This is a genomic window from Coprobacillus sp. AF33-1AC (assembly GCF_003475785.1).
Classification (GTDB): Bacteria; Bacillota_I; Bacilli_A; order Erysipelotrichales; family Coprobacillaceae; genus Faecalibacillus.
The window spans coordinates 1-20,629 of sequence record NZ_QRQB01000011.1 but is presented as its reverse complement, the minus strand read 5'-3'; the positions used below and the strand labels follow the sequence as shown (position 1 = coordinate 20,629).

36 protein-coding genes are annotated in these 20,629 nt (G+C 32.4%); all 36 read right to left on the bottom strand.

Annotated features, from left to right (window positions below):
• Nucleotides 1-65: 65 nt before the first annotated feature.
• Nucleotides 66-1,061, bottom strand: coding sequence for a LacI family DNA-binding transcriptional regulator (locus tag DWZ53_RS05555; RefSeq protein WP_118432707.1), 996 nt, complete (start codon nt 1,059-1,061; stop codon nt 66-68).
• Nucleotides 1,062-1,122: 61 nt separating this feature from the next.
• Nucleotides 1,123-2,004: a histidinol-phosphatase gene (locus DWZ53_RS05550; protein ID WP_118432706.1), complete on the bottom strand. Its 882-nt coding sequence runs from the start codon at nt 2,002-2,004 to the stop codon at nt 1,123-1,125.
• Nucleotides 1,991-2,731, bottom strand: coding sequence for a tRNA pseudouridine(38-40) synthase TruA (gene truA, locus DWZ53_RS05545; RefSeq protein ID WP_118432705.1), 741 nt, complete (start codon nt 2,729-2,731; stop codon nt 1,991-1,993). The genes DWZ53_RS05550 and truA overlap by 14 nt, the downstream gene beginning before the upstream one ends.
• Entirely contained in the window at nt 2,731-3,531 is an 801-nt protein-coding gene (locus DWZ53_RS05540) for an energy-coupling factor transporter transmembrane protein EcfT (RefSeq protein WP_118432704.1), read from the bottom strand. The genes truA and DWZ53_RS05540 overlap by 1 nt, the downstream gene beginning before the upstream one ends.
• The gene (locus tag DWZ53_RS05535) at nt 3,524-4,375 is read right to left on the bottom strand and encodes an energy-coupling factor transporter ATPase (protein WP_118432703.1); all 852 of its coding nucleotides are present in this window, start codon (nt 4,373-4,375) and stop codon (nt 3,524-3,526) included. The genes DWZ53_RS05540 and DWZ53_RS05535 overlap by 8 nt, the downstream gene beginning before the upstream one ends.
• A complete protein-coding gene (locus DWZ53_RS05530) occupies nt 4,351-5,181 on the bottom strand; it encodes an energy-coupling factor transporter ATPase (protein WP_118432702.1) in 831 nt (276 codons plus the stop codon). The genes DWZ53_RS05535 and DWZ53_RS05530 overlap by 25 nt, the downstream gene beginning before the upstream one ends.
• A gap of 105 nt (nt 5,182-5,286) precedes the next feature.
• Entirely contained in the window at nt 5,287-5,652 is a 366-nt protein-coding gene (rplQ, locus tag DWZ53_RS05525) for a 50S ribosomal protein L17 (protein ID WP_118432701.1), read from the bottom strand.
• Between the two features lie 34 nt (nt 5,653-5,686).
• Complete coding sequence (locus tag DWZ53_RS05520; protein WP_118432700.1) at nt 5,687-6,631, bottom strand: DNA-directed RNA polymerase subunit alpha; 945 nt, start codon at nt 6,629-6,631, stop codon at nt 5,687-5,689.
• A gap of 53 nt (nt 6,632-6,684) precedes the next feature.
• Nucleotides 6,685-7,077 carry a 30S ribosomal protein S11 gene (gene rpsK / locus DWZ53_RS05515; protein WP_118432699.1) on the bottom strand — a complete coding sequence of 131 codons (393 nt, stop codon included), beginning with the start codon at nt 7,075-7,077 and terminating at the stop codon, nt 6,685-6,687.
• Between the two features lie 17 nt (nt 7,078-7,094).
• Nucleotides 7,095-7,460: a 30S ribosomal protein S13 gene (rpsM, locus tag DWZ53_RS05510; RefSeq protein ID WP_118432698.1), complete on the bottom strand. Its 366-nt coding sequence runs from the start codon at nt 7,458-7,460 to the stop codon at nt 7,095-7,097.
• Nucleotides 7,461-7,478: 18 nt separating this feature from the next.
• Entirely contained in the window at nt 7,479-7,592 is a 114-nt protein-coding gene (rpmJ, locus tag DWZ53_RS05505; RefSeq protein WP_118432697.1) for a 50S ribosomal protein L36, read from the bottom strand.
• A 27-nt stretch (nt 7,593-7,619) separates the two neighbouring features.
• Nucleotides 7,620-7,841, bottom strand: coding sequence for a translation initiation factor IF-1 (infA, locus tag DWZ53_RS05500; protein WP_022001368.1), 222 nt, complete (start codon nt 7,839-7,841; stop codon nt 7,620-7,622).
• A gap of 17 nt (nt 7,842-7,858) precedes the next feature.
• Nucleotides 7,859-8,605: a type I methionyl aminopeptidase gene (map, locus tag DWZ53_RS05495; RefSeq protein ID WP_118432696.1), complete on the bottom strand. Its 747-nt coding sequence runs from the start codon at nt 8,603-8,605 to the stop codon at nt 7,859-7,861.
• Nucleotides 8,605-9,252: an adenylate kinase gene (locus tag DWZ53_RS05490; RefSeq protein ID WP_118432695.1), complete on the bottom strand. Its 648-nt coding sequence runs from the start codon at nt 9,250-9,252 to the stop codon at nt 8,605-8,607. Before DWZ53_RS05490 ends, map begins: the two co-directional genes overlap by 1 nt.
• Before the next feature lie 19 nt (nt 9,253-9,271).
• On the bottom strand, nt 9,272-10,564 hold the full coding sequence (secY, locus tag DWZ53_RS05485) for a preprotein translocase subunit SecY (protein ID WP_118432694.1): 1,293 nt from the start codon (nt 10,562-10,564) through the stop codon (nt 9,272-9,274).
• A 1-nt stretch (nt 10,565) separates the two neighbouring features.
• Nucleotides 10,566-11,006: a 50S ribosomal protein L15 gene (gene rplO / locus DWZ53_RS05480; protein WP_118432693.1), complete on the bottom strand. Its 441-nt coding sequence runs from the start codon at nt 11,004-11,006 to the stop codon at nt 10,566-10,568.
• A gap of 11 nt (nt 11,007-11,017) precedes the next feature.
• A complete protein-coding gene (gene rpmD, locus DWZ53_RS05475) occupies nt 11,018-11,200 on the bottom strand; it encodes a 50S ribosomal protein L30 (protein ID WP_118432692.1) in 183 nt (60 codons plus the stop codon).
• A gap of 14 nt (nt 11,201-11,214) precedes the next feature.
• Entirely contained in the window at nt 11,215-11,781 is a 567-nt protein-coding gene (rpsE, locus tag DWZ53_RS05470; RefSeq protein ID WP_118432691.1) for a 30S ribosomal protein S5, read from the bottom strand.
• 12 nt (nt 11,782-11,793) lie between these two features.
• Complete coding sequence (gene rplR, locus DWZ53_RS05465; protein WP_118432690.1) at nt 11,794-12,150, bottom strand: 50S ribosomal protein L18; 357 nt, start codon at nt 12,148-12,150, stop codon at nt 11,794-11,796.
• Between the two features lie 30 nt (nt 12,151-12,180).
• Complete coding sequence (gene rplF / locus DWZ53_RS05460; RefSeq protein WP_118432689.1) at nt 12,181-12,726, bottom strand: 50S ribosomal protein L6; 546 nt, start codon at nt 12,724-12,726, stop codon at nt 12,181-12,183.
• Nucleotides 12,727-12,754: 28 nt separating this feature from the next.
• Nucleotides 12,755-13,150, bottom strand: a complete 396-nt coding sequence (gene rpsH, locus DWZ53_RS05455) for a 30S ribosomal protein S8 (protein ID WP_118432688.1) — start codon at nt 13,148-13,150, stop codon at nt 12,755-12,757.
• Between the two features lie 39 nt (nt 13,151-13,189).
• The gene (locus tag DWZ53_RS05450; protein WP_003536834.1) at nt 13,190-13,375 is read right to left on the bottom strand and encodes a type Z 30S ribosomal protein S14; all 186 of its coding nucleotides are present in this window, start codon (nt 13,373-13,375) and stop codon (nt 13,190-13,192) included.
• A gap of 14 nt (nt 13,376-13,389) precedes the next feature.
• Nucleotides 13,390-13,929: a 50S ribosomal protein L5 gene (gene rplE / locus DWZ53_RS05445; RefSeq protein ID WP_118432687.1), complete on the bottom strand. Its 540-nt coding sequence runs from the start codon at nt 13,927-13,929 to the stop codon at nt 13,390-13,392.
• A 17-nt stretch (nt 13,930-13,946) separates the two neighbouring features.
• Nucleotides 13,947-14,285: a 50S ribosomal protein L24 gene (gene rplX / locus DWZ53_RS05440; RefSeq protein WP_118432686.1), complete on the bottom strand. Its 339-nt coding sequence runs from the start codon at nt 14,283-14,285 to the stop codon at nt 13,947-13,949.
• Between the two features lie 12 nt (nt 14,286-14,297).
• Nucleotides 14,298-14,666, bottom strand: a complete 369-nt coding sequence (gene rplN / locus DWZ53_RS05435) for a 50S ribosomal protein L14 (RefSeq protein WP_118432685.1) — start codon at nt 14,664-14,666, stop codon at nt 14,298-14,300.
• A 29-nt stretch (nt 14,667-14,695) separates the two neighbouring features.
• The gene (rpsQ, locus tag DWZ53_RS05430) at nt 14,696-14,956 is read right to left on the bottom strand and encodes a 30S ribosomal protein S17 (protein WP_118432684.1); all 261 of its coding nucleotides are present in this window, start codon (nt 14,954-14,956) and stop codon (nt 14,696-14,698) included.
• 11 nt (nt 14,957-14,967) lie between these two features.
• Nucleotides 14,968-15,162 (bottom strand): 50S ribosomal protein L29, encoded by a 195-nt coding sequence (gene rpmC / locus DWZ53_RS05425; RefSeq protein ID WP_118432683.1) that lies wholly within the window; start codon nt 15,160-15,162, stop codon nt 14,968-14,970.
• A 2-nt stretch (nt 15,163-15,164) separates the two neighbouring features.
• Nucleotides 15,165-15,575, bottom strand: coding sequence for a 50S ribosomal protein L16 (gene rplP / locus DWZ53_RS05420; protein ID WP_118432682.1), 411 nt, complete (start codon nt 15,573-15,575; stop codon nt 15,165-15,167).
• Between the two features lie 2 nt (nt 15,576-15,577).
• Nucleotides 15,578-16,231 (bottom strand): 30S ribosomal protein S3, encoded by a 654-nt coding sequence (rpsC, locus tag DWZ53_RS05415; RefSeq protein ID WP_118432681.1) that lies wholly within the window; start codon nt 16,229-16,231, stop codon nt 15,578-15,580.
• 11 nt (nt 16,232-16,242) lie between these two features.
• Complete coding sequence (gene rplV / locus DWZ53_RS05410) at nt 16,243-16,575, bottom strand: 50S ribosomal protein L22 (protein ID WP_118432680.1); 333 nt, start codon at nt 16,573-16,575, stop codon at nt 16,243-16,245.
• A gap of 19 nt (nt 16,576-16,594) precedes the next feature.
• Complete coding sequence (rpsS, locus tag DWZ53_RS05405) at nt 16,595-16,873, bottom strand: 30S ribosomal protein S19 (RefSeq protein WP_118432679.1); 279 nt, start codon at nt 16,871-16,873, stop codon at nt 16,595-16,597.
• Between the two features lie 17 nt (nt 16,874-16,890).
• A complete protein-coding gene (rplB, locus tag DWZ53_RS05400) occupies nt 16,891-17,724 on the bottom strand; it encodes a 50S ribosomal protein L2 (protein WP_118432678.1) in 834 nt (277 codons plus the stop codon).
• Between the two features lie 62 nt (nt 17,725-17,786).
• Nucleotides 17,787-18,077, bottom strand: a complete 291-nt coding sequence (gene rplW / locus DWZ53_RS05395; protein WP_118432677.1) for a 50S ribosomal protein L23 — start codon at nt 18,075-18,077, stop codon at nt 17,787-17,789.
• Complete coding sequence (rplD, locus tag DWZ53_RS05390; RefSeq protein ID WP_118432676.1) at nt 18,077-18,700, bottom strand: 50S ribosomal protein L4; 624 nt, start codon at nt 18,698-18,700, stop codon at nt 18,077-18,079. Before rplD ends, rplW begins: the two co-directional genes overlap by 1 nt.
• Before the next feature lie 22 nt (nt 18,701-18,722).
• The gene (rplC, locus tag DWZ53_RS05385) at nt 18,723-19,439 is read right to left on the bottom strand and encodes a 50S ribosomal protein L3 (protein ID WP_118432675.1); all 717 of its coding nucleotides are present in this window, start codon (nt 19,437-19,439) and stop codon (nt 18,723-18,725) included.
• A 21-nt stretch (nt 19,440-19,460) separates the two neighbouring features.
• The gene (gene rpsJ, locus DWZ53_RS05380; RefSeq protein ID WP_118432674.1) at nt 19,461-19,769 is read right to left on the bottom strand and encodes a 30S ribosomal protein S10; all 309 of its coding nucleotides are present in this window, start codon (nt 19,767-19,769) and stop codon (nt 19,461-19,463) included.
• Nucleotides 19,770-20,629: the final 860 nt, after the last annotated feature.

Genomic DNA, 20,629 nt, shown 5'->3' with positions numbered 1-20,629 from the left:
AGCGATGTCAATAAAAATATGAAATCGTTCCCATATAAATTAAAAAAATATGACTTTTCGTCATATTACTGTTGTAAAAAAACACTTGCACCCTTTATAAATTGATAATGGATTTTTTGCGTAGCTTCTACATTTTCGTTTTTTATGAGTTTTATTAGTGTTTGACCTGTTATCATTCCAGCTTGTTCATTATCAAAACGAATTGTACACAAGGTTGGGGTAATCATTTGAGATATTTCGTAACCTCCAAAACCAATTAGAGAAACTGTTTCAGGTACTTTAATATTTGCTTCTTTAAGTTCTTTAAAAGTTGCTAAAGCAATATTATCAGTTGCACAAATGATAAGTGATGGTAATTCTCTTTTTATTAAACCTCTAACTACCTTTCGTGTATTTTCAAAAGTAAAATCAGTTTCGACTGTTTTTACTTGCTCAATTCCTTTTTCTTTTAAGCCATCTAAGACACCTTTTTTTCTTGTATATCCAACAGCCTCATCTTTTCCATTTACGCCTAGATAAACAATATGATGATGGTTCATTTTTGCTGCATAAATTCCAACTTCATATCCCGCCTCATAATCATCGTTGATGATAGAAATACCATCATCCATTTTTTGCCCTAACACAACAAATGGAACATCTATTTTTTTAGCCAATGTACGATGGGCCATTGTTAGTTCTGTCGCAACTAAAACAATCCCATCTACATTCATACGCCACATTTTTTCTATTGCTCTTAGTTCTTCTAATTGATTATGATTGGTATTAATAATCAGTGGTGTATAACCTTCTTTTTTTAAATATAAATCTAAACTTGACATCATTCTTGATGATGTTGTTGATGTAAGTGTTGGTGCTATGATACCAATTATTTTTGTTTCTTTTGCCTTTAAACTTTGAGCAAAAGTATTAGGCTGATAATGATATTTATCAATTATTTTTTTTATCTTTTCTCTTGTTTCATCTTTGACATATCCCCCGTTAAAATAGCGTGATACAGTTGTTTTCCCTACTCCAGCCATTTGGGCAATATCTTTCATTGTTAGTTTCTTTTCTTTCATATAACCACCTATTCGTATTATAACAAAAAAAATGTATCATTTGAATAAATGATACATCGTTCTATTTCCGATTACCTTTTTTAAATTCTAGATGATCTATAATTTCTAAATTAAACCTCTTTGCATAACGTAACATTTGATCGTAGATTTCATTGTTTATATCTTGAGGGCAATGAGCATCTATTCCTAATATGACTTTATTGCCTACTTGAGATGCTATTTTAAAGAAATGATCATTTGGATATGGATAAAGCATTTCATCTCCTACTTGTCTTCTTCCTTTTCGCATACCACCACCATTAATTTCTAATGGCATATTGTATTGTTTTGCCTTCATGCATATTTCATAACTCACTTCTTTACATAAATCATCAAAATAAATTCTGCCCATCATAAATAAATCAGGGTGAGCAATATATGAAAATAAATTAGATTCAATGGCTTGTATAACTTCTTTTTTATAATTTAATAACATATCATCCGACAAATATACCCTTCCATAATAACAATTATGAATAGCATATCGATGAAAGTGATGCCCTAAAATAAGATAATCAACCTCTTCATTATCTAACAATTGTTGGTAATAAGGTAAATAATCTAAAAAGTATTCTGCTTCATATCCTTGATATATTTTGATTTCTGGATATTTGATTTTTAATTGTTTTATTTGTAGTTGATGTTCTTCTTTCATTTTGTAAGGCATTCTCATTGAGGGTCCATTTTTTATCATTGTTTGAATACAAGACAAAAAAGAATGACAATCTTTTAAAGCATAGGGTAATGCTTTAATCAATTGTCTTCTTAAATGCGGTAATGGTATGTGATCCGAAAAGCCCAATTCTTCGTAATGATGACTTATCGCCTCTACAACCATATCTTCTTCGTTACCAGTAGCATGACCACAACGATATGTATGACAATGATAATTAGTCTTCTTCATAGTATACCTCATGTAAATATAATCCTTGGGGTTTAGCTTTGAATAGACATTTATCTTGTCCTCTGCTATCAAGTAGTTCTTGTAGTCTTTCTTTTTTGATTCGTTTAGCACCTACCTGAATAAGACCACCAACGATATGTCTTACCATGTAGCGTCTAAAACCATTTCCCACTAAAACAAATCTTACAATTCCGTTACTAACAGTAATTTCTAATTTATAGAGTGTTCTAATTGTATTTCCATATTGATCATAACTACAAAATGATGCAAAATCATGTTCTCCTAAAAAGATTGTAGCTGCATCTTTCATTAACTCTATATCTAATGGCATACCATATTGATAAATATAGTTAGTTTCAAATGGACTATACTCATTCATACTTAATAAATAATGATATTCTTTTTTTGTTGCGCTATAGCGGCTGTGAAATGTTTCATCAACAAAACATGCGTCTAAAATATAGATATCATTTGGCAAGAAATGATTAATAGCTCTTTTCCATTGGGCAGCCGGCATTTCTCTTTTGCTATCAAAATGGAAAACTTGATGTCTACCATGTACCTTCGCATCTGTTCTTCCACTTGCATGAATCACAATATTTTCGTCTTTACATATGTTCCCAATTGCTTTTTGAATTTCCCCTTGAACAGTTCTAAATTTATCTTGAACTTGAAATCCATGAAATTTAGTACCATCATATTGCACTACACATTTTATTCTATTCATTATATTAAAAAACTCATTACAATCACAACAAAACATACTAGTAAAGTTACAGCAAGGGCAACTGTGTCAGATAAATTCCAAGTTAGAATTTGATAACGGGTACGTCTTGCTTCTGGATTGTAATTTCTACTTTCCATAGCGTTAGCCAAATCTTCTGCTCTTTGAAACGCAGAAATAAATAGCGGAATAATCAATGAGATGATTGATTTGATTTTTTCAGTAAAAGTTCCTTCATTGAAATCAACACCCCTGCTTGCTTGAGCTTTCATAATTCTTTTTGCTTCATCAAGTAAATCAGGAATAAAACGTAACGCAATTGAAATCATCATGGCAAGTTCATGTACTGGAAAATGAACTTTCTTTAATGGTGATAACAGTGATTCTATCGCTAGTGTTAATTCTAATGGTTTAGTAGACGATGTCATAATTGTTGTAAGAGTTATGATTAATACTAAACGTATAAAAATATAAGCTGATTGCAAAATCGCTCCAGAATAGATTTTTACCGGTCCTAATACTAACAATAAATCACCTGTCTTCAATAAAAAAATATTAAAGAACATTAAAAACAACATCATAAACAGCATCGGTTTTATTGCTTTTAAGATATGTGATAACTTTATTTTTGAAAGTAAAGCACACATTAAAACATAGATTCCCAATATTCCATATCCTATAAATCCTGCATCAAAAAATACAGAAATTAAGAAAATAAACAATGTTACAATTTTTAATCTTGGATCCAAACGGTGAATAATTGAATTCATAGGAATATACTTACCAAAAGTCATATTATCCATTGATTTCACCACCAATCGCCTCTATTAAATCCTCAATACAATTAATTGATGGATCAATATGATATCCTTGTTCATTTAAATCTAAAATAAATCGTGTCATCATTGGTAAATCAATACCTAATTGATTTAAGTATTCACTATCTTGGAATATTTGAGTTACAGTATCATGTCTTTCTACTTCTCCATGATTCATAACAATAACATCATCACAGTATTCTAATACGTGATTCATATCATGAGTTACGATGATAATGGTTTTCCCTGATTCATGAATAGATTTGAATAAATTCATCATATCTTTTGTTCCTTGAGGATCAAGACCTGCTGTTGGCTCATCCAAAATAAGAATATCAGGATTCATAGCGAGAATTCCCGCAATCGCCACTCTTCTTTTTTGACCACCAGATAAATCAAACGGTGATTTATCTAAATAGGATTCATCTAATCCTACAATCTTAATCATACTTCTAGCAATCTCTTTTGCTTCCTGTTCAGTTTTACCAAAGTTTAAAGGACCAAACATGATATCCTTTTCTATTGTTTCTTCAAATAATTGATATTCTGGAAATTGAAATACCAAACCTGCTTTTTGTCTTAATTGTTTTAGTTTTTCAGGTTTATTGGTTACTGAAATAAGATAATCATCGATTTTTATTGAACCCTGAGTAGGGAGTAATAGTGCATTAATATGCTGAATCAAAGTAGATTTCCCACTTCCTGTTTGCCCAATAATAGCAGTAAAACTATGGTTTTTAATATTTAATTGTACATTTTTAAGTGCATGGAATTCAAATGGTGTATCCACACCATAAACATGACTTACATTTTCGAACGTAATTGACATAGTTGTTGCTCCAAATCTTTATTATCTAATGTATTTTTTATACTAATTCCTTTTTCTTTTAAACCATTTGTTATTTTTAAAGCAAAAGGAATATCTAATTTCAATTGTGATAAAAGGTCAATATCACTCAATATATCTTTTGCCCTATCCGTTTTTACAATTTTTCCTTTATTTAGTAAAATTATTTGATCTGCATATTTTGCTTCTTCGATATCATGAGTAATTGAAATAATAGTCATATCTTTTTCTTTTTTTAGTTCTCGAACTAACGTGTTGATTTCACGTCTACCTATAGGATCTAACATACTTGTAGCTTCATCTAAAATTATAATGGATGGAGACATAGCAAGAATTCCAGCAATGGCAACTCGTTGTTTTTGACCACCAGACAATTTTGTGGGTTCATGATTTAAAAAATCTTCCATATGTACTTTTTTAGCATACGTACTAATTAAATCATCCATTTGTTCGTGAGGAATGCACATATTTTCTAACCCAAATGCAATATCATCTCTAACTGTAGCCCCAATAAATTGATTATCAGGATTTTGAAATACGATACCTATTGATTCACGCACCTTGTATAAGTTTTCCATATTGAGTTCATAACCATTAACAATGATATCACCAGATTTTTTTTCTAACAAACCAATAAGAAGTTTTGCAATCGTACTTTTACCACTACCATTATGTCCTAATATTGCCACATAATTTCCTTTATCAATATTAAAAGAAATATTATCTATTGTATGAAGACCTTCATCATACTCAAATGATAAATTTTTAACTTCTATCATATGATCCATTATTTCACCTTCTTTCATATACTTTTTTATTCTATTATTTTCATAAGTTAATGTCAAACAAACCAATAAAAAAAACCATGATATCTCTATCATGGTCAAAATTAATTATTTTGTTAAAGTGATTACAGCCATTGTAGCATTGTCACCTTTACGGTTATAAGTTTTTAAGATGCGAGTGTATCCACCGTTAACATCTTTAAATTTAGGTGCTACGTCATCAAATAAAATTTGAACAGCTGTTTTACCAGTGTTAGCATCAACAACCTTGTGCATATCTGCAGCAGCTTGTCTTCTTGCATGTAAATCTCCACGTTTACCTAAAGTAATTAATTCATCAACTACACTACGAACTTCTTTTGCTCTTGTTTCAGTAGTTTCAACTTTTCCATAAACGATTACTTCAGTAGCTAAGCTACGTAACATAGATTTTCTAATATCTGAAGTACGTCCTAATTTTCTGTTTTTAGCCATGAGATTAGCGCTCCTTCCATGTATTTTAATTAAATTAATCTATAGGTTTAAACCCTAATCCTAATTCAACTAATTTTTCTTTTACTTCTTTTAATGATTTTTTACCTAAGTTTCTTACCTTAATCATATCATCTTCAGTTTTAGCTGCTAAATCTTGAACAGTTTGAATTCCAGCTCTCTTTAAGCAGTTATATGAACGAACTGATAAATCTAATTCTTCAATTGTCATATCTAAAACTTTATTTGTTGTATCACTTTGTGTTTCAGACATCACTTCCATATTTAAAGCCATATCTGTCATTTCAACAAACATATTTAAATGTTCTACTAAAATTTTAGCAGCAAGTGAAATTGCTTCATAAGGTTTTAATGTTCCATTAGTTTCAATATCTAATGTTAATTTATCATACTTAGCTGTTTCTCCAACACGTGTTGGTTCAACATGATATGCAACATTTTCAATTGGTGAATAAATTGAATCAGTTGGAATTACACCAATAGTGTTAATATCTTTTTTATTTTGATCTGCACTTGCATATCCACGATCTTTTCTTGCATATAATTCCATATACAAGTGTCCACCTTCAGCAACATGTGCAATAATTAAATCATTTGAGATCATTTTAACATTACTTGGACATTGAATATCTGCACCAGTTACTGTAGCAGGTCCTTTAACATCAATGATCATTGTTGCTGAATCTTCACCATCAACATCAAATACTAACTTCTTAAGATTTAAGATAATAGCAGTAACATCTTCAACAATACCGTCTACTGCTGAAAATTCATGGATAGCTCCTTGAACTTTAATTGCATAAACAGCAGAACCAGGTAATGAAGAAAGAAGAACTCTTCTTAAAGCATTACCTAAAGTAATACCGAATCCTCTTTCTAATGGTTCAATTGTAAATGTACCATGATTATCTGTTTCATCATACTGATCAATATTAAAATTTGCTTTTTCAAATTTATGCATATGTTCCCTCCTCACTAGGAATGATTTGTAATTTTTCAAACACTACAACAATACTATCCACGAGGACGTTTTGGTGGACGACACCCATTATGTGGAATTGGAGTAACATCAGTAATTGCAGTTACTTCTAATCCAGCAGCTTGTAAAGCTCTAACTGCTGCTTCACGTCCTGGTCCTGGACCTTTAACATTTACTTCTACAGATTTAACTCCATGTTCCATTGAAGCTTTTGCAGCTGCTTCTGAAGCCATTTGAGCTGCATATGGTGTTGATTTTCTTGATCCTTTAAATCCTAAAGCACCAGCACTTGACCATGTTAACACATTTCCATGTTCATCAGTAATAGTAACAATTGTATTATTGAAAGTTGAATGAATGTGTGCAACACCTTTTGCAATATTTTTCTTTACACGTCTTTTACCACGTGTTTGTTTAACTTTAGCCATTTCCTTTCAACCTCCTATTATTTTTTCTTTCCTGCGATTGGTTTAGCTTTACCCTTACGAGTTCTAGCGTTTGTTTTAGTTTTTTGACCACGTACAGGAAGTCCTTTACGATGACGCATACCTCTGTAGCTTCCGATTTCCATTAAACGTTTAATGTTTAATTGAACTTCTCTACGTAAGTCACCTTCAACTTTAATTTTTTCTACTTCTTTTCTGATTTTACCGATTTCTTCTTCAGTTAAATCTTTAACTCTAACATCTTCACTAATTCCTGTAGTTTTTAAGATTTGTTGAGCTGTTGTTTTTCCGATACCATATACATAAGTTAATGAGATAACAACACGTTTATCACGTGGGATATCCACACCAGCAATACGAGCCATATTTCTTCCTCCTAAAAATTAACCTTGTCTTTGTTTATGTTTTGGGTTTTCGCAAATAATCATTACGCGCCCTTTTCTTCTAATTACTCTGCATTTATCACACATTGGTTTTACAGATGGTCTTACTTTCATCTTGTCTACCTCCTTTTGGAAGATTTTTTATTTATGTCTAAATGTAATTCGCCCACGTGTTAAATCATATGGAGAAATTTCAACGGTAACTCTATCCCCCGGTAAAATGCGAATGTAATGCATACGGATTTTACCAGAAACGTGAGCAAGAATTTCCACTCCATTTTCTAATGCTACTTTAAACATTGCGTTTGGTAATGTCTCTAATACTGTAGCTTCTACTTCAATAACGTCGTCTTTCTTTGCCATAGGTCTCAACTCCTTCATTAAAGTTTTGTAAGAATTCGATAACCATCGTCTGTAATGACGATAGTATGTTCATAATGAGCCGCTAAAGAACGGTCTTTTGTTACTACTGTCCAACCATCGCTTAAAGTTTCTGTTTCTTTTGCACCTAAATGTGCCATTGGTTCAATGGCCAAAGCCATTCCTTTCTTCAAACGAGGTCCCTTTCCTGCTGGACCATAATTTGGTACAGCTGGATCTTCATGAACTTCAGTTCCAATACCATGACCTGTATAATCTAGTGGTGTTGTACATCCGTGTTCATATAGATAAGTTTCAATAGCATGAGAAATATCAGATAAGCGATTACCCGGTTTAACTTGCTCTAAACCAGTATATAACGAAGCTTCACAAACTTCCATAAGTTTTTTTACTTCATCGCTTACTTTACCTACTGCATAAGTCCATGCGCTATCACCATGATAACCTTTATAACATGCACCTACATCAACTGAAATAATGTCACCCTCTTTTAATTTACGATGACTAGGAATTCCATGTACAACTTCTTCGTTAATAGAAGTACATACACTATTAGGAAATCCATATAATTTAAGAAATGAAGGTGTTGCTCCATTATCACGAATAACTTTATCACAAATTTGATCAATTTCCAATGTTGTTATTCCAGGTACAATCACTTCTTTTAATTTTTGATGTACAAGAGCAACAATTCTTCCTGCTTCAGCCATCAATTCTATTTCTCTACTATCTTTAGTAACAATCATTATTTAACCTCCAGGCTTTTCTTGATATCCTTAAAGACGTCTTCCATAGATTGATCACCATTAATATTAGTGATTTCACCCTTCATTGTATAATAATCAATTAAAGGTCTAGTCTGTTTATTGTAAGTATCTAATCTTACTTTTACAGCTTCTTCATTTTCATCAGGTCTTTGATATAATTCACCACCGCAATTATCACAAATTCCTTCTTGTTTAGGTGGATTATATTCTACATGGAATGTAGCTCCACATTCTTTACAAGTTCTTCTTCCTGAAAGTCTCTTAGTTAATTTATCAAAATTAACATCAAGATTTATAACTGCATCAATAGTAAAACCAAATTCTTTACCAATACTTTCAAGTTCTCTTGCTTGGATAATAGTACGAGGGAACCCATCCAAAATAAATCCATTAGGAAATTCATTTTCTTTTAAATAATCCCTAACCATTTGAATAGTATAGTCATCAGGAACTAAATGTCCAAATTGAATAAAATATTTTGCGATAACACCATATTTAGTTTGTTCTTTAAGAGCTTTTCTAAAAATATCTCCTGTAGAAATATGTGTCATTCCATATTCCTTAACTAGATTTGCTGCTTGTGTCCCTTTTCCTGCACCAGGAGGACCCATTAAAATAATATTCATTGTAACCCTTCTTTCTATACTACTTACGAATATACCCGTGATATTCTTTTCTTGTTATGTGAGTCTTGATTTGTTTTACTGTTTCAAGTGCCACACCAGTAACGATAATCAAACCTGTTCCACCAAGTGATAAACTTGCGTTTTCAGTTTGTGTCCATAAAACTGGAGTAATAATTGGAATTGCAGCAATAATACATAAAGATAATGATCCTGCAACTGTTACACGATTTAAAACAGTTTTAATATAATTCTTAGTATCAACGCCAGTTCTCACACCTGGAATTGAACCACCATTTTTCTTAAGATCATCACTGATTTTTTCAGCATCAATCTGTAAATTTGAATAGAAGAATGTAAATCCAATAATCATGACAATATATAGACAGAAACCAATTGGTTCTTGATAATTAAATATTGTATTAATCCATTTTGTAACAGTGCTAGCTTTCATAAAACTAACAATTGTTCTTGGCGCTGCGAGTACAGATGAAGCAAAGATAACAGGAATAACCCCTGAACTATTAATTTTAATAGGCATATGAGTCTGTTCCTTTGTTCTCATTGTTGTATTTGTACTTGTAGCATAGACAATTGGAATTTTTCTAATTGCACCTTCAGTAAATACAACGAAGATAACAATTGATAAATAAACAATTACAAATAATACATACCAAGCTATATCTAACCACATTCCACTGTCGAATTTAACAATATTGTTAAATGTTGTAATAAATGAATTAGGTAAGTTAGAAACGATACCTGTAAAGATTAATAATGAAACACCATTACCAATCCCCTTATTTGTAATTTGATCTCCTAACCAAATTGCAAACATACTTCCAGCCATCATAATTAAAACAACATAAATGTATGACCAAATAGAAGTATTTGTTAAAATATTATATCCACTATCAAAGGCATATGTTAGCACGCCACCTTGTAAAGCAGATAAGAATAAAGTTAAAATTCTTGTAACACGGTCCTTCTTCTTTTTACCAGTATTACCTTCTTTACGCCAGCGAGTAAGTGCTGGTATAACATCCATAGATAATAATTCGATAATAATTGATGAAGTAATGTATGGTGAAACACCTAAAGCGAATAATGAAAATCTTTCAAGTGTTCCCCCACCTAATAAATTCATAATTCCAAAAATACCAGAATTCGCATCACTCGAACTTAAAGATCCGATATTAACACCCGGAATTGTAACTGCTGATCCTAAACGATAAACAAATAAAATTCCAAGTGTAAATACGACCTTACGACGAAGCTCTCCTTTTTTGAATACATTTTTCAAAAATGTAAGCATCTTAGATCACCTCAGTTTTTCCACCTGCAGCTTCAATAGCAGCAACAGCAGATTTAGAGAATTTAGCAGCTTGAACTGTTAATTTCTTTTCAATAGCACCATTTCCTAATACTTTAACACCATCTAATTCTTTTTTGATGATTCCAGCTTCTTTTAATGCTTGTGCGTTCACTGTTGCACCATCTTCAAATTTATTTAAGCTATCTAAATTTACAATAGCATATTCTTTACGATTAAAGTTTGTAAATCCACGTTTTGGTAAACGCATGAATAATGGAGTTTGTCCACCTTCGAAACCTGGTTTTTTACCTCCACCTGATCTAGCTCCTTGTCCTTTTTGACCTCTACCAGCTGTTTTACCAGTTCCTGAACTTGTTCCACGTCCAACACGTTTTCTTTCTTTACGTGCACCTTCAGTGTATTGTAATTCGTGTAGTTTCATCGTTACACCTCCTATTTTTCTTCTACTTTAACTAGGTGTCCAACAACTTTTAACATTCCTTGAATGTAAACGTTGTCTTCTTTTTCTACTGTTTTATTAACTTTTCTTAAACCTAACGCTTCAAGAGTTTTTCTTTGTTTTGGTAAGCAACCAATTGGACTCTTAACAAGCGTAATACTTAATTTCTTAGCCATGTGTTTGCCTCCTATTATCCAAAGATTTCTTCTACTTTTTTATCTCTTAATTCAGCTACTTCATTAACTGTTTTTAATGATGCTAAACCTTCCATAGTTGCTCTAACCATGTTAATTGGTGTTCTTGAACCTAAAGATTTAGATAAGATATCTGAATATCCAGCTAATTCAACAACCGCACGAACTGGACCACCAGCGATGATTCCAGTACCTTGAGATGCAGGTTTAATAAATACTCTACCTGAACCATAAATACCAGTTACTTCGTGTGGGATTGTTCCATGGATTGAAGGTACTTTGATTACATTACGTTTAGCATTTTCGCATGCTTTTCTAATTGCATCAGGTACTTCGTTAGCTTTACCAGTACCGAAACCAACTCTACCTTTTTTATCTCCGATAACAACTAATGCAGCGAAACGCATTCTACGTCCACCTTTTACTACTTTAGTTACACGGTTAATAGTAACAACACGTTCTTCAAATTCTTTTTCTTCTCTTCTTGGTGCTCTTCTTTGACCATTTCTTCTAGGTCCAGATTTTCTTTCACCATTGTTAGTTCTTGGTTTACGTTGTTCCATATTGACCTCCTTCTAGAATTCTAATCCAGCTTCTCTAGCTGCTTCAGCTAAAGCTTTTACACGACCATGATAAATATATCCACCACGATCAAATACTACTTTTTTAATTTTTTTAGCTTCTGCTCTTTCAGCAATAGCTTTCCCTACAGCAGCAGCTGCAGCAATATTTCCACCGTTTTCTAATTTCATATCAACGCTTGATGCACTTACTAAAGTTACACCATTTACATCATCAATGATTTGAGCATGAATATGAGCATTTGAACGGAACACATTTAAACGTGGACATTCTGGAGTTCCACTGATTTTTGCACGAACTCTAGCGTGACGTTTTAAACGTACATCATTACGAGATTGTAATTTAGCCATGAATATAGCTCCTTTCTTACTCTTTCTAAACTACTTCTTACCAGCAGTTTTTCCTTCTTTTCTGATGATTCTTTCATCAACATATTTAATACCTTTTCCTTTATAAGGTTCAGGTTTTTTCTTAGATCTGATTAATGCTGCCATTTGACCAACACGTTCTTTAGAAATACCAGATACGATAATTGAGTTAGCATTTGGAGTTTCGATTTTTACTCCTTCTTCAGCTTCAATTTCAACTTGATGAGAGAAACCAATATTTAATACTAATGTATTTCCCTTCATTTGAGCACGGTAACCAATACCAACGATTTCTAATTCTTTTTTGAAACCATCATGTACACCTGTGATCATATTTGCAAGTAATGCTCTTGTTGTACCATGTAATTGTTTTACATGTTTTTCTTCACTACTTCTTTTAACAGTAATTTCATTTTCATTTTTTTCAAATGAAATAACTGGAGAAAATTGTCTTACTAAAGTCCCTTTAGCTCCTGTTACTGTAACAGTATTATCTTCAGCGATATCAACAGTTACACCTTCAGGTACAATGATTAATTTATTACCGATACGAGACATCAGTTATACCTCCTGTATAATTTTTTTATTACCAGATATATGCTAAAACCTCTCCACCAATTTGTTTAGCTCTAGCTTCTTTATCAGTCATTAAACCTTGAGAAGTTGATAAGATAACGATTCCTAAACCATTTAATACTTTAGGGATTTCATTAACTTTTGCATATACACGTAATCCAGGTTTAGAGATTCTCTTTAAATCTGTGATTACTCTATCTTTACCTCTATATTTTAAAGTGATATTAATGTTTTTAATGGCACCTTCGCCTTCAACTTTATATCCTTTAATGAATCCTTCATTTTTCAAAATTTCAGCGATTTCTACTTTTAATTTTGATGCAGGAACAGTTACTTCATCATGATACTGTCTATTTGCATTACGGATTCTTGTTAACATATCTGCAATTGGATCTGTCATTACCATTTGCTAGTCCTCCTTCCAAAACGGATTTTAAATTTCTAATTACCAGCTTGCTTTTTTTACACCTGGGATTTCACCTTTGTATGCTAATTCGCGGAAGCAAATTCTACAAAGTTTAAATTTTCTAATTACTGAATGTGGTCTACCACAACGTTCACAACGAGTGTATTCACGCACTTTATATTTTTGAGGACGTTGTTGTTTCACTTTCATTGATGTTTTAGCCATTGTGAGTCCTCCTCTTATTTATGGAATGGCATTCCTAATTGTGCTAATAATTCATGACCTTCTTCATCGCTATTAGCAGTAGTTACGAATACGATATCCATTCCTCTTAATTTATTTACTTTATCAAAATCGATTTCAGGGAAAATTAATTGTTCTTTAATTCCTAAAGTGTAATTTCCTCTTCCGTCGAATGAATTGTTAGATACACCTCTGAAGTCTCTTACACGAGGTAAAGAAACGTTGAATAATTTATCAACAAATTCATACATTCTTTCACCACGTAAAGTTACTTTACAACCAATTGCTTGACCTTCACGTAATTTGAAACCAGCGATTGATTTTTTTGCTCTAGTTACAACTGGTTTTTGACCAGAGATTAATGTTAATTCATTCACTGCATCATCTAATAATTTTGAATTAGATACAGCATCACCAACACCAATATTGATAACTACTTTTTCAATTTTAGGTGCTTGCATTTTAGAAGAATAATTGAATTTTTCCATTAACGACTTAACTACTTCGTTTTCATAACGTTCTTGTAAACGATTCATCTGCTATCTCCTTTCAATTATTTCTTTTTCTTTTTATCAACTTCAGCCCCAGTTTTTTTGTTAATACGGACTTTAGTTTTCTTACCATCAGCATCTACAGTTACTTTATATCCTAATTTAACTGCTGCTTTTGCTTTTGAATCATAGTATGCAACATTTGAAACATGAATTGGAGCTTCTCTTGTTACAATACCACCTTCAGGATCAGCTTGAGAAGGTTTTACATGTTTAGTAACAACATTAATTCCTTCAACAATTACTTTATCTTGTTTTGCAAGAACTTGTAACACTTCACCTGTTTTACCTTTATCTTTACCTGCGATAACTTGAACAGTATCACCTACACGGATTTTCATGTGCCACCCCTCCTATAATACTTCTGGAGCTAATGATACGATTTTCATGAAATCAGCATCTCTTAACTCTCTTGCAACTGGTCCAAAGATACGAGTACCTCTTGGAGATTTGTCATCTTTAATAATTACACAAGCGTTATCATCAAATTTAATGTATGATCCGTTTTCACGACCTACACCATATTTAGTTCTAACGATAACCGCTTTTACTACTTCACCTTTTTTTACAGTTCCACCAGGTGCTGCTTGTTTCACTGTTGCTACAACAACATCACCGATGCTACTTGTTTTTCTATTTGAACCACCTAAGTTACGAATTACTAATACTTCTTTAGCACCAGTATTATCAGCAACTTTAAGTCTACTTTCGTTTTGAATCATCTTCGGTTACCTCCTTTTAGAGTTTCTAATTAAACTGTTTCTGCTTTTTTAACGATTTCTACTAAACGGAAACGTTTTGTAGCAGATAATGGTCTTGTTGACATGATTTTAACAATGTCACCAACTTGAGCAACATTTTCTTCATCATGAGCATGAAATTTAGTAGAAGATTTCATACGTTTACCATATAATTTATGCTTTACATGTGTTTCAACTAGCACTGTAATAGTCTTATCCATTTTAGTAGATACAACTGTACCAGTATAAACTTTACGATTATTTCTTTCCATTGTATCTCCTCCTATTGGTTCATTTCTCTTTCTCTAATAATTGTTTTAATACGAGCGATTGTTTTACGAACTTGTCTAATACGTGCTGTGTTTTCTAATTGACCTGTAGCTTGTTGGAATCTTAATCCAAAAAGCTCTTTTTTGTATTCTTCAACTTTAGCTAATAAAGCTTCGTTATCTAATTCTCTAATTTCTTGCGCTGTCATAATTATTCACCCTTTCCAATGATTTTACATTTAATAGGTAATTTATGAGATGCAAGTCTTAAAGCTTCTCTAAGTACTGGTTCTTCTAATCCACCTACTTCAAAAAGAACACGACCAGTTTTAACAACTGCTACCCATTCTTCTGGAGAACCTTTACCTGATCCCATACGTACTTCTAATGGTTTTTTAGTTTTAGCTAAATGTGGGAAAATTCTAATCCATACTTTACCACCACGGTTCATATAACGGTTGATGGCAATACGTGCTGCTTCGATTTGACGTGAAGTAATCCAAGCACCTTCAGTTGCTACTAAACCAAATTCACCAAAAGATACTTTATCTCCACCTTTAGTCTTACCTTCATAGCTAACACGATGAGGTCTTCTGTATTTTGTTCTTTTAGGCATCAACATGATTATTTATCCCCTTTCTTCTTTTCAGGAAGGATTTCTCCCATACAAATCCAAACTTTAACTCCTAATTTACCATAAGTCGTATCTGCTTCAGCAGTCGCATAATCAATATCAGCTCTTAAAGTATGAAGAGGGACATTCCCTTCAGAGTATCCTTCAGCACGAGCCATATCAGCTCCACCTAAACGTCCTGAAACACTTGTTTTAATTCCTTTAGCACCAGCTCTCATTGCTCTTTGAATAGCACGTTTTTGAACTGTTCTAAATGAAGCACGATTTTCTAATTGTTCTGCAATGTTGTTTGCAACTAATTGAGCAACAACATCTGGATTTTTAATTTCTACGATGTTAATGAAAACTTGTTTTCCACTAACCATTTTAGCTACTTCTTTTCTTAAAGCATCTACTGCTTCTCCATCTTTACCGATTACTACACCAGGTCTAGATGTGTGAACAAAGATTGTTACACGGTTTTTTGATCTTTCGATTTCAACTTTAGCAACTGAAGCAGTTTTTAATTTTTTAAGGATATAATCACGAATTTTAATATCTTCATGTAATAACCCAGCGAAATCTTGATCATTTGCGTACCATCTTGAATCCCAATTACGGTTAACACCAACTCGTAAACCTACTGGACTTACTTTTTGACCCATTCTAGTACCTCCTATCTTTCATCTACCACACATGTGATGTGGCTTGTTCTTTTTAAAATTCTTGTTCCGCTACCTTTTGCTCTAGCACGGAATCTTTTTAATGTTGGACCTTCATCAACGAAGATTTCTTTAATATATAATTTATCTGCATCTGCACCATTGTTGAATACAGCGTTTTGTGCAGCTGATTTAACGACTTTAATGACTGCAGGTGTAGCTGCTTTATTAGTATATTCTAAGATACCTAAAGCTTCTTTCACTTGCTTACCTCTTACTAAGTCAACAACTAATCTTGCTTTTTGAGGTGATACACGAATCGTTTTAGCTAATGCTTTTGCTTCCATGTTTTATGCTCTCCTCTCTCTATTTACCAGCTTTTTTATCATCATCACCGTGACCATGGAAAGTTCTTGTTGGAGCGAATTCTCCTAACTTATGACCAACCATATCTTCAGTAACGTAAACTGGAATATGTTCTCTTCCGTTATACACTGCAAATGTATGTTCAATAAATTGAGGGAAGATTGTTGAACGTCTTGACCAAGTTTTGATAACTTCTTTTTTACCAGATTCATTTAATGCTTCAACTTTTTTCATTAAATGAGCATCAACAAATGGTCCCTTTTTTAAACTACGTGCCATTTTTTCTTTCCTCCTTATTATTTACCGTTGCGACGACGTACAATTAATTTAGTCGAAGCTTTTTTATTCTTTCTAGTTTTAACACCCATAGCTTTTTTACCCCAAGGTGTCATTGGTGCTTTACGACCGATTGAAGTTCTTCCTTCACCACCACCATGAGGGTGATCATTAGGGTTCATTACAGAACCACGAACTGTAGGTCTAACACCTTTCCATCTCATACGACCAGCTTTACCATAGTTAACTAAACCATGATCTTCGTTTCCAACTACACCAACTGTAGCTCTACAAACTGCTAAGACTTTTCTAACTTCACCAGAAGCTAATCTTAAGATTACATATTTATCTTCTTTACCTAAGATTTGAGCAGACACACCAGCAGATCTTGCGATTTGTCCACCTTTACCAGGTTGCATTTCGATATTATGGATAACAGTACCTTCAGGCATATTTCCCATTGGTAAAGCATTACCAACAATAATATCTGCATTTTCTCCAGAGATAATAGTCATTCCAACTTCTAATCCCTTTGGAGCTAAAATATATCTTTTTTCACCATCTGCATAGTTAATTAATGCGATGTTTGCTGATCTATTTGGATCATATTCAATAGTTGCTACTTTTCCAGGGATATTGTCTTTATTACGTTTGAAGTCAATAATACGATATTTTTGTTTATGACCTCCACCGTGATGACGAGTTGTAATAACACCATTGTTATTACGTCCACCGTTTTTGTTTTTCTTAGCAACTAAAGATTTTTCAGGTTTTGTTGCTGTAATTTCTTCATAAGTTAATGAAGTCATATTACGACGACCGTTAGTGACTGGCTTATAAGTTTTAATTGCCATCTTTAGTTTCCTCCTAATTTCTTATCTGGAACGAGTTATTCCAATATTTTACGAATTATCAATTAGTCTTCATCAAAGAAATTGATTTCGTTTCCTTCAGCTAAAGTTACGATAGCTTTTCTTCTTTTGTTAGTTTTACCAACATATCTACCCATTCTTTTTGTTTTTGCTCTTACGTTCATAACATTAACGTTAACAACTTTTACATTGAACATTGCTTCAACAGCGTTTTTAATTTCAATTTTGTTAGCATTAACATCTACATCAAATGTGTATTTGTTTGATTCAGCTTGAAGAGTCATTGATTTTTCAGTAAGTACAGGTTTTTTTAATACATCTGTAATGTGTGCCATTATGCAAGTACCTCCTCAACAGCTTTAATTGCAGCTTCAGTCATAATTAACTTGTTGCTGTTTAAAATATCATAAACATTAACATGTTTAGCATCTAATAATTTAACTCCTGGGATATTGTTAGCAGATTTAGCAACGATTGGACAAATTTCATCAAAAACAATTAATGTTTTTGCTGGAGCTTGTAAGTTTTCTAAAACTTTAACCATATCTTTTGTTTTTGGAGCTTCAATTTTAATTCCTTCGATTGCCATAAATTCATTATCTTGAACTTTAGTAGATAAAGCTGATTTTAAAGCTAATCTTCTAACCTTACGGTTTAATTTAAATTTATAACTTCTAGGTGTTGGACCAAATACAACTCCTCCTCCACGCCATTGTGGTGCACGGATTGATCCTTGTCTAGCTCTACCAGTACCTTTTTGACGCCATGGTTTTTTACCACCACCAGCAACTTCAGTACGATTTTTAACTTTATGTGTACCTTGTCTTAAAGACGCTCTTTGTAATAAAACCATATCAAATAAAGCTTGTTTATTTGGTTCAATTCCGAATACTGCTTCATTTAATTCTAAATCTTTTACTTCAGCACCTTCTTGGTTAAATACTTTAATATTAAGCATTCTATGTTCCTCCTTCCCAAAATTACTCAGCTGTAGCTTCAGCTGCAGCTTCTACATTTGTGTTTTCTTCTGCAGGAGTATAATCTACTAATTCATGAGCTGTTTTAACTTGACCAGCTTTTTTGATTGCAGATTTAACAACTACTAATCCTTTTTTAGGTCCTGGTACTGAACCTTTGATTAATAATAAATTGTTTTCTACATCTACTGCAACAACTTCTAAGTTTTGAATTGTACGAGTTACATGTCCCATTTGCCCTGGTAATTTTTTACCTGGAGCAATTCTGTTTGGAGCGATTGGTCCCATTGAACCAACAATTCTATGAGCTCCTGAACCATGTCCTTTAGGACCAATGTGTTGACCATGTCTTTTGATAACACCTTGATATCCTTTACCTTTTGAAGTTCCAGTTACATCTACAACTTCACCAGCTACGAAGCTATCAACAGTAATTTTATCTCCAACTTCATAACTCATCATTTCGTCAAAACGAAATTCTTTAATGAAGCGCTTAGGAGCTGTGTTTGCTTTGTCAGCAATTCCTTTTTCAGCTTTGTTTGCTAATTTTTCTCTTTTATCTTCGAAACCAACTTTAACAGCATCATAACCATCGCTTGCAACTGTTTTCTTTTGTAACACTACGTTTTCAGTAGCTTCTACTACAGTTACAGGGATTAATAAACCGTCAGTTGTGAAGACTTGAGTCATTCCAATCTTACGACCTAAGATTCCTTTCATGAGTTACACCTTTTACCTTTCTTATAATTTAATTTCGATGTCTACACCACTTGGTAATTCTAATCTTGTTAAAACATCAACTGTTTCTGGTGTAGGATTCACAATGTCGATTAAACGTTTGTGAGTTCTAATTTCAAATTGTTCACGTGAATCTTTATATTTGTGAACTGCTCTTAGTACTGTATATACTTCCTTTTCAGTAGGTAATGGTACAGGACCAACTACTTGAGCACCTGATTTTTTGGCAGCACCAATAATTTTTTCTGCCGAATTGTCTAGAATTTTGTGATCAAATGATTTTAATCTAATTCTAATTTTGTTATTTGCCATGATTTTTTCTCCTTTCAAATTTCTTAGGATGTGATTCACTCAGTGCAAATTACCTGAAACATGCCGTTTCATGACAACGCCTTTCGGTGTTTCAGCAACCTCGCACATCAACATGAAGTCAACATCGACATTATATAGAAAAAAAGCCCATTATGCAAGGGTTTTTTAATTATTTTTTTAAATTTTTTTTATTTATTTTATGATCATTTATTATGAAAATCTTTATGTCTTTAACACTAATAAACTTGTCAATGTAATAAGTCTTATATCTATTGAAGCGACGTATTTAGTTCTCATGTAAATGGGTTGTATTACCCCTAGAACTGGTTTGTTTAAAAAAAGATATCTTTATAAATCATTACATTTATAAGCAAGTATATTATTCACGTTTGAGGATAAAATAGTTTTATATTAGTCATTTAAGATATATTACCCGTTATTTATTATTTTGATCCATACCACTCATTTCTAACAAAGATATTAAGTTTATGATTTTAGTTTAATTATTAAATCAATTGACTCATACTGTTTTATACTATTACTTTATGTTTTATAATTGATCATTATATGATGAGATCAATAAGACACAATTATGAACTTTGTCAAAATTAAACAAGCAACATTGGCTTGAATATCAATAGTTCTTTTCTATATATTAGACATCACCATTCAAATAATTTTATTGAAACATTGTACATATTCTTATTACAATTTATTTAATTAAGTATTAGTGAAAACTCATTATTTATAAATCATATTTTTACATGTGTTCTTCCTCTATTAAAACAAGCCACGATTTTTTCTGTAAATATAAAAAAAGATACTAGAACGTATCAAGTATCAACTATATATAAATAAAA

Bases quoted from the DNA above. Each gene is read 5' to 3' on its own strand.
- DWZ53_RS05555 (WP_118432707.1), bottom strand. From the start codon at position 1,061: ATGAAAGAAAAGAAACTAACAATGAAAGATATTGCCCAAATGGCTGGA.
- DWZ53_RS05550 (WP_118432706.1), bottom strand. From the start codon at position 2,004: ATGAAGAAGACTAATTATCATTGTCATACATATCGTTGTGGTCATGCT.
- truA (WP_118432705.1), bottom strand. From the start codon at position 2,731: ATGAATAGAATAAAATGTGTAGTGCAATATGATGGTACTAAATTTCAT.
- DWZ53_RS05540 (WP_118432704.1), bottom strand. From the start codon at position 3,531: ATGGATAATATGACTTTTGGTAAGTATATTCCTATGAATTCAATTATT.
- DWZ53_RS05535 (WP_118432703.1), bottom strand. From the start codon at position 4,375: ATGTCAATTACGTTCGAAAATGTAAGTCATGTTTATGGTGTGGATACA.
- DWZ53_RS05530 (WP_118432702.1), bottom strand. From the start codon at position 5,181: ATGGATCATATGATAGAAGTTAAAAATTTATCATTTGAGTATGATGAA.
- rplQ (WP_118432701.1), bottom strand. From the start codon at position 5,652: ATGGCTAAAAACAGAAAATTAGGACGTACTTCAGATATTAGAAAATCT.
- DWZ53_RS05520 (WP_118432700.1), bottom strand. From the start codon at position 6,631: ATGCATAAATTTGAAAAAGCAAATTTTAATATTGATCAGTATGATGAA.
- rpsK (WP_118432699.1), bottom strand. From the start codon at position 7,077: ATGGCTAAAGTTAAACAAACACGTGGTAAAAGACGTGTAAAGAAAAAT.
- rpsM (WP_118432698.1), bottom strand. From the start codon at position 7,460: ATGGCTCGTATTGCTGGTGTGGATATCCCACGTGATAAACGTGTTGTT.
- rpmJ (WP_118432697.1), bottom strand. From the start codon at position 7,592: ATGAAAGTAAGACCATCTGTAAAACCAATGTGTGATAAATGCAGAGTA.
- infA (WP_022001368.1), bottom strand. From the start codon at position 7,841: ATGGCAAAGAAAGACGACGTTATTGAAGTAGAAGCTACAGTATTAGAG.
- map (WP_118432696.1), bottom strand. From the start codon at position 8,605: ATGATTGTTACTAAAGATAGTAGAGAAATAGAATTGATGGCTGAAGCA.
- DWZ53_RS05490 (WP_118432695.1), bottom strand. From the start codon at position 9,252: ATGAATATTATTTTAATGGGTCCTCCTGGTGCAGGAAAAGGGACACAA.
- secY (WP_118432694.1), bottom strand. From the start codon at position 10,564: ATGCTTACATTTTTGAAAAATGTATTCAAAAAAGGAGAGCTTCGTCGT.
- rplO (WP_118432693.1), bottom strand. From the start codon at position 11,006: ATGAAACTACACGAATTACAATACACTGAAGGTGCACGTAAAGAAAGA.
- rpmD (WP_118432692.1), bottom strand. From the start codon at position 11,200: ATGGCTAAGAAATTAAGTATTACGCTTGTTAAGAGTCCAATTGGTTGC.
- rpsE (WP_118432691.1), bottom strand. From the start codon at position 11,781: ATGGAACAACGTAAACCAAGAACTAACAATGGTGAAAGAAAATCTGGA.
- rplR (WP_118432690.1), bottom strand. From the start codon at position 12,150: ATGGCTAAATTACAATCTCGTAATGATGTACGTTTAAAACGTCACGCT.
- rplF (WP_118432689.1), bottom strand. From the start codon at position 12,726: ATGTCTCGTATCGGTAATAAATTAATCATTGTACCTGAAGGTGTAACT.
- rpsH (WP_118432688.1), bottom strand. From the start codon at position 13,150: ATGGTAATGACAGATCCAATTGCAGATATGTTAACAAGAATCCGTAAT.
- DWZ53_RS05450 (WP_003536834.1), bottom strand. From the start codon at position 13,375: ATGGCTAAAACATCAATGAAAGTGAAACAACAACGTCCTCAAAAATAT.
- rplE (WP_118432687.1), bottom strand. From the start codon at position 13,929: ATGAATCGTTTACAAGAACGTTATGAAAACGAAGTAGTTAAGTCGTTA.
- rplX (WP_118432686.1), bottom strand. From the start codon at position 14,285: ATGAAAATCCGTGTAGGTGATACTGTTCAAGTTATCGCAGGTAAAGAT.
- rplN (WP_118432685.1), bottom strand. From the start codon at position 14,666: ATGATTCAAAACGAAAGTAGACTTAAAGTTGCTGATAATACTGGTGCT.
- rpsQ (WP_118432684.1), bottom strand. From the start codon at position 14,956: ATGGAAAGAAATAATCGTAAAGTTTATACTGGTACAGTTGTATCTACT.
- rpmC (WP_118432683.1), bottom strand. From the start codon at position 15,162: ATGACAGCGCAAGAAATTAGAGAATTAGATAACGAAGCTTTATTAGCT.
- rplP (WP_118432682.1), bottom strand. From the start codon at position 15,575: ATGTTGATGCCTAAAAGAACAAAATACAGAAGACCTCATCGTGTTAGC.
- rpsC (WP_118432681.1), bottom strand. From the start codon at position 16,231: ATGGGTCAAAAAGTAAGTCCAGTAGGTTTACGAGTTGGTGTTAACCGT.
- rplV (WP_118432680.1), bottom strand. From the start codon at position 16,575: ATGGAAGCAAAAGCATTAGCTAAAACGATTCGTGTATCACCTCAAAAA.
- rpsS (WP_118432679.1), bottom strand. From the start codon at position 16,873: ATGGCACGTAGTTTAAAAAAGGGACCATTTGTTGATGCTCATTTAATG.
- rplB (WP_118432678.1), bottom strand. From the start codon at position 17,724: ATGGCAATTAAAACTTATAAGCCAGTCACTAACGGTCGTCGTAATATG.
- rplW (WP_118432677.1), bottom strand. From the start codon at position 18,077: ATGGCACACATTACAGATGTATTAAAAAAACCTGTACTTACTGAAAAA.
- rplD (WP_118432676.1), bottom strand. From the start codon at position 18,700: ATGCTTAATATTAAAGTATTTAACCAAGAAGGTGCTGAAGTAAAAGAT.
- rplC (WP_118432675.1), bottom strand. From the start codon at position 19,439: ATGAAAGGAATCTTAGGTCGTAAGATTGGAATGACTCAAGTCTTCACA.
- rpsJ (WP_118432674.1), bottom strand. From the start codon at position 19,769: ATGGCAAATAACAAAATTAGAATTAGATTAAAATCATTTGATCACAAA.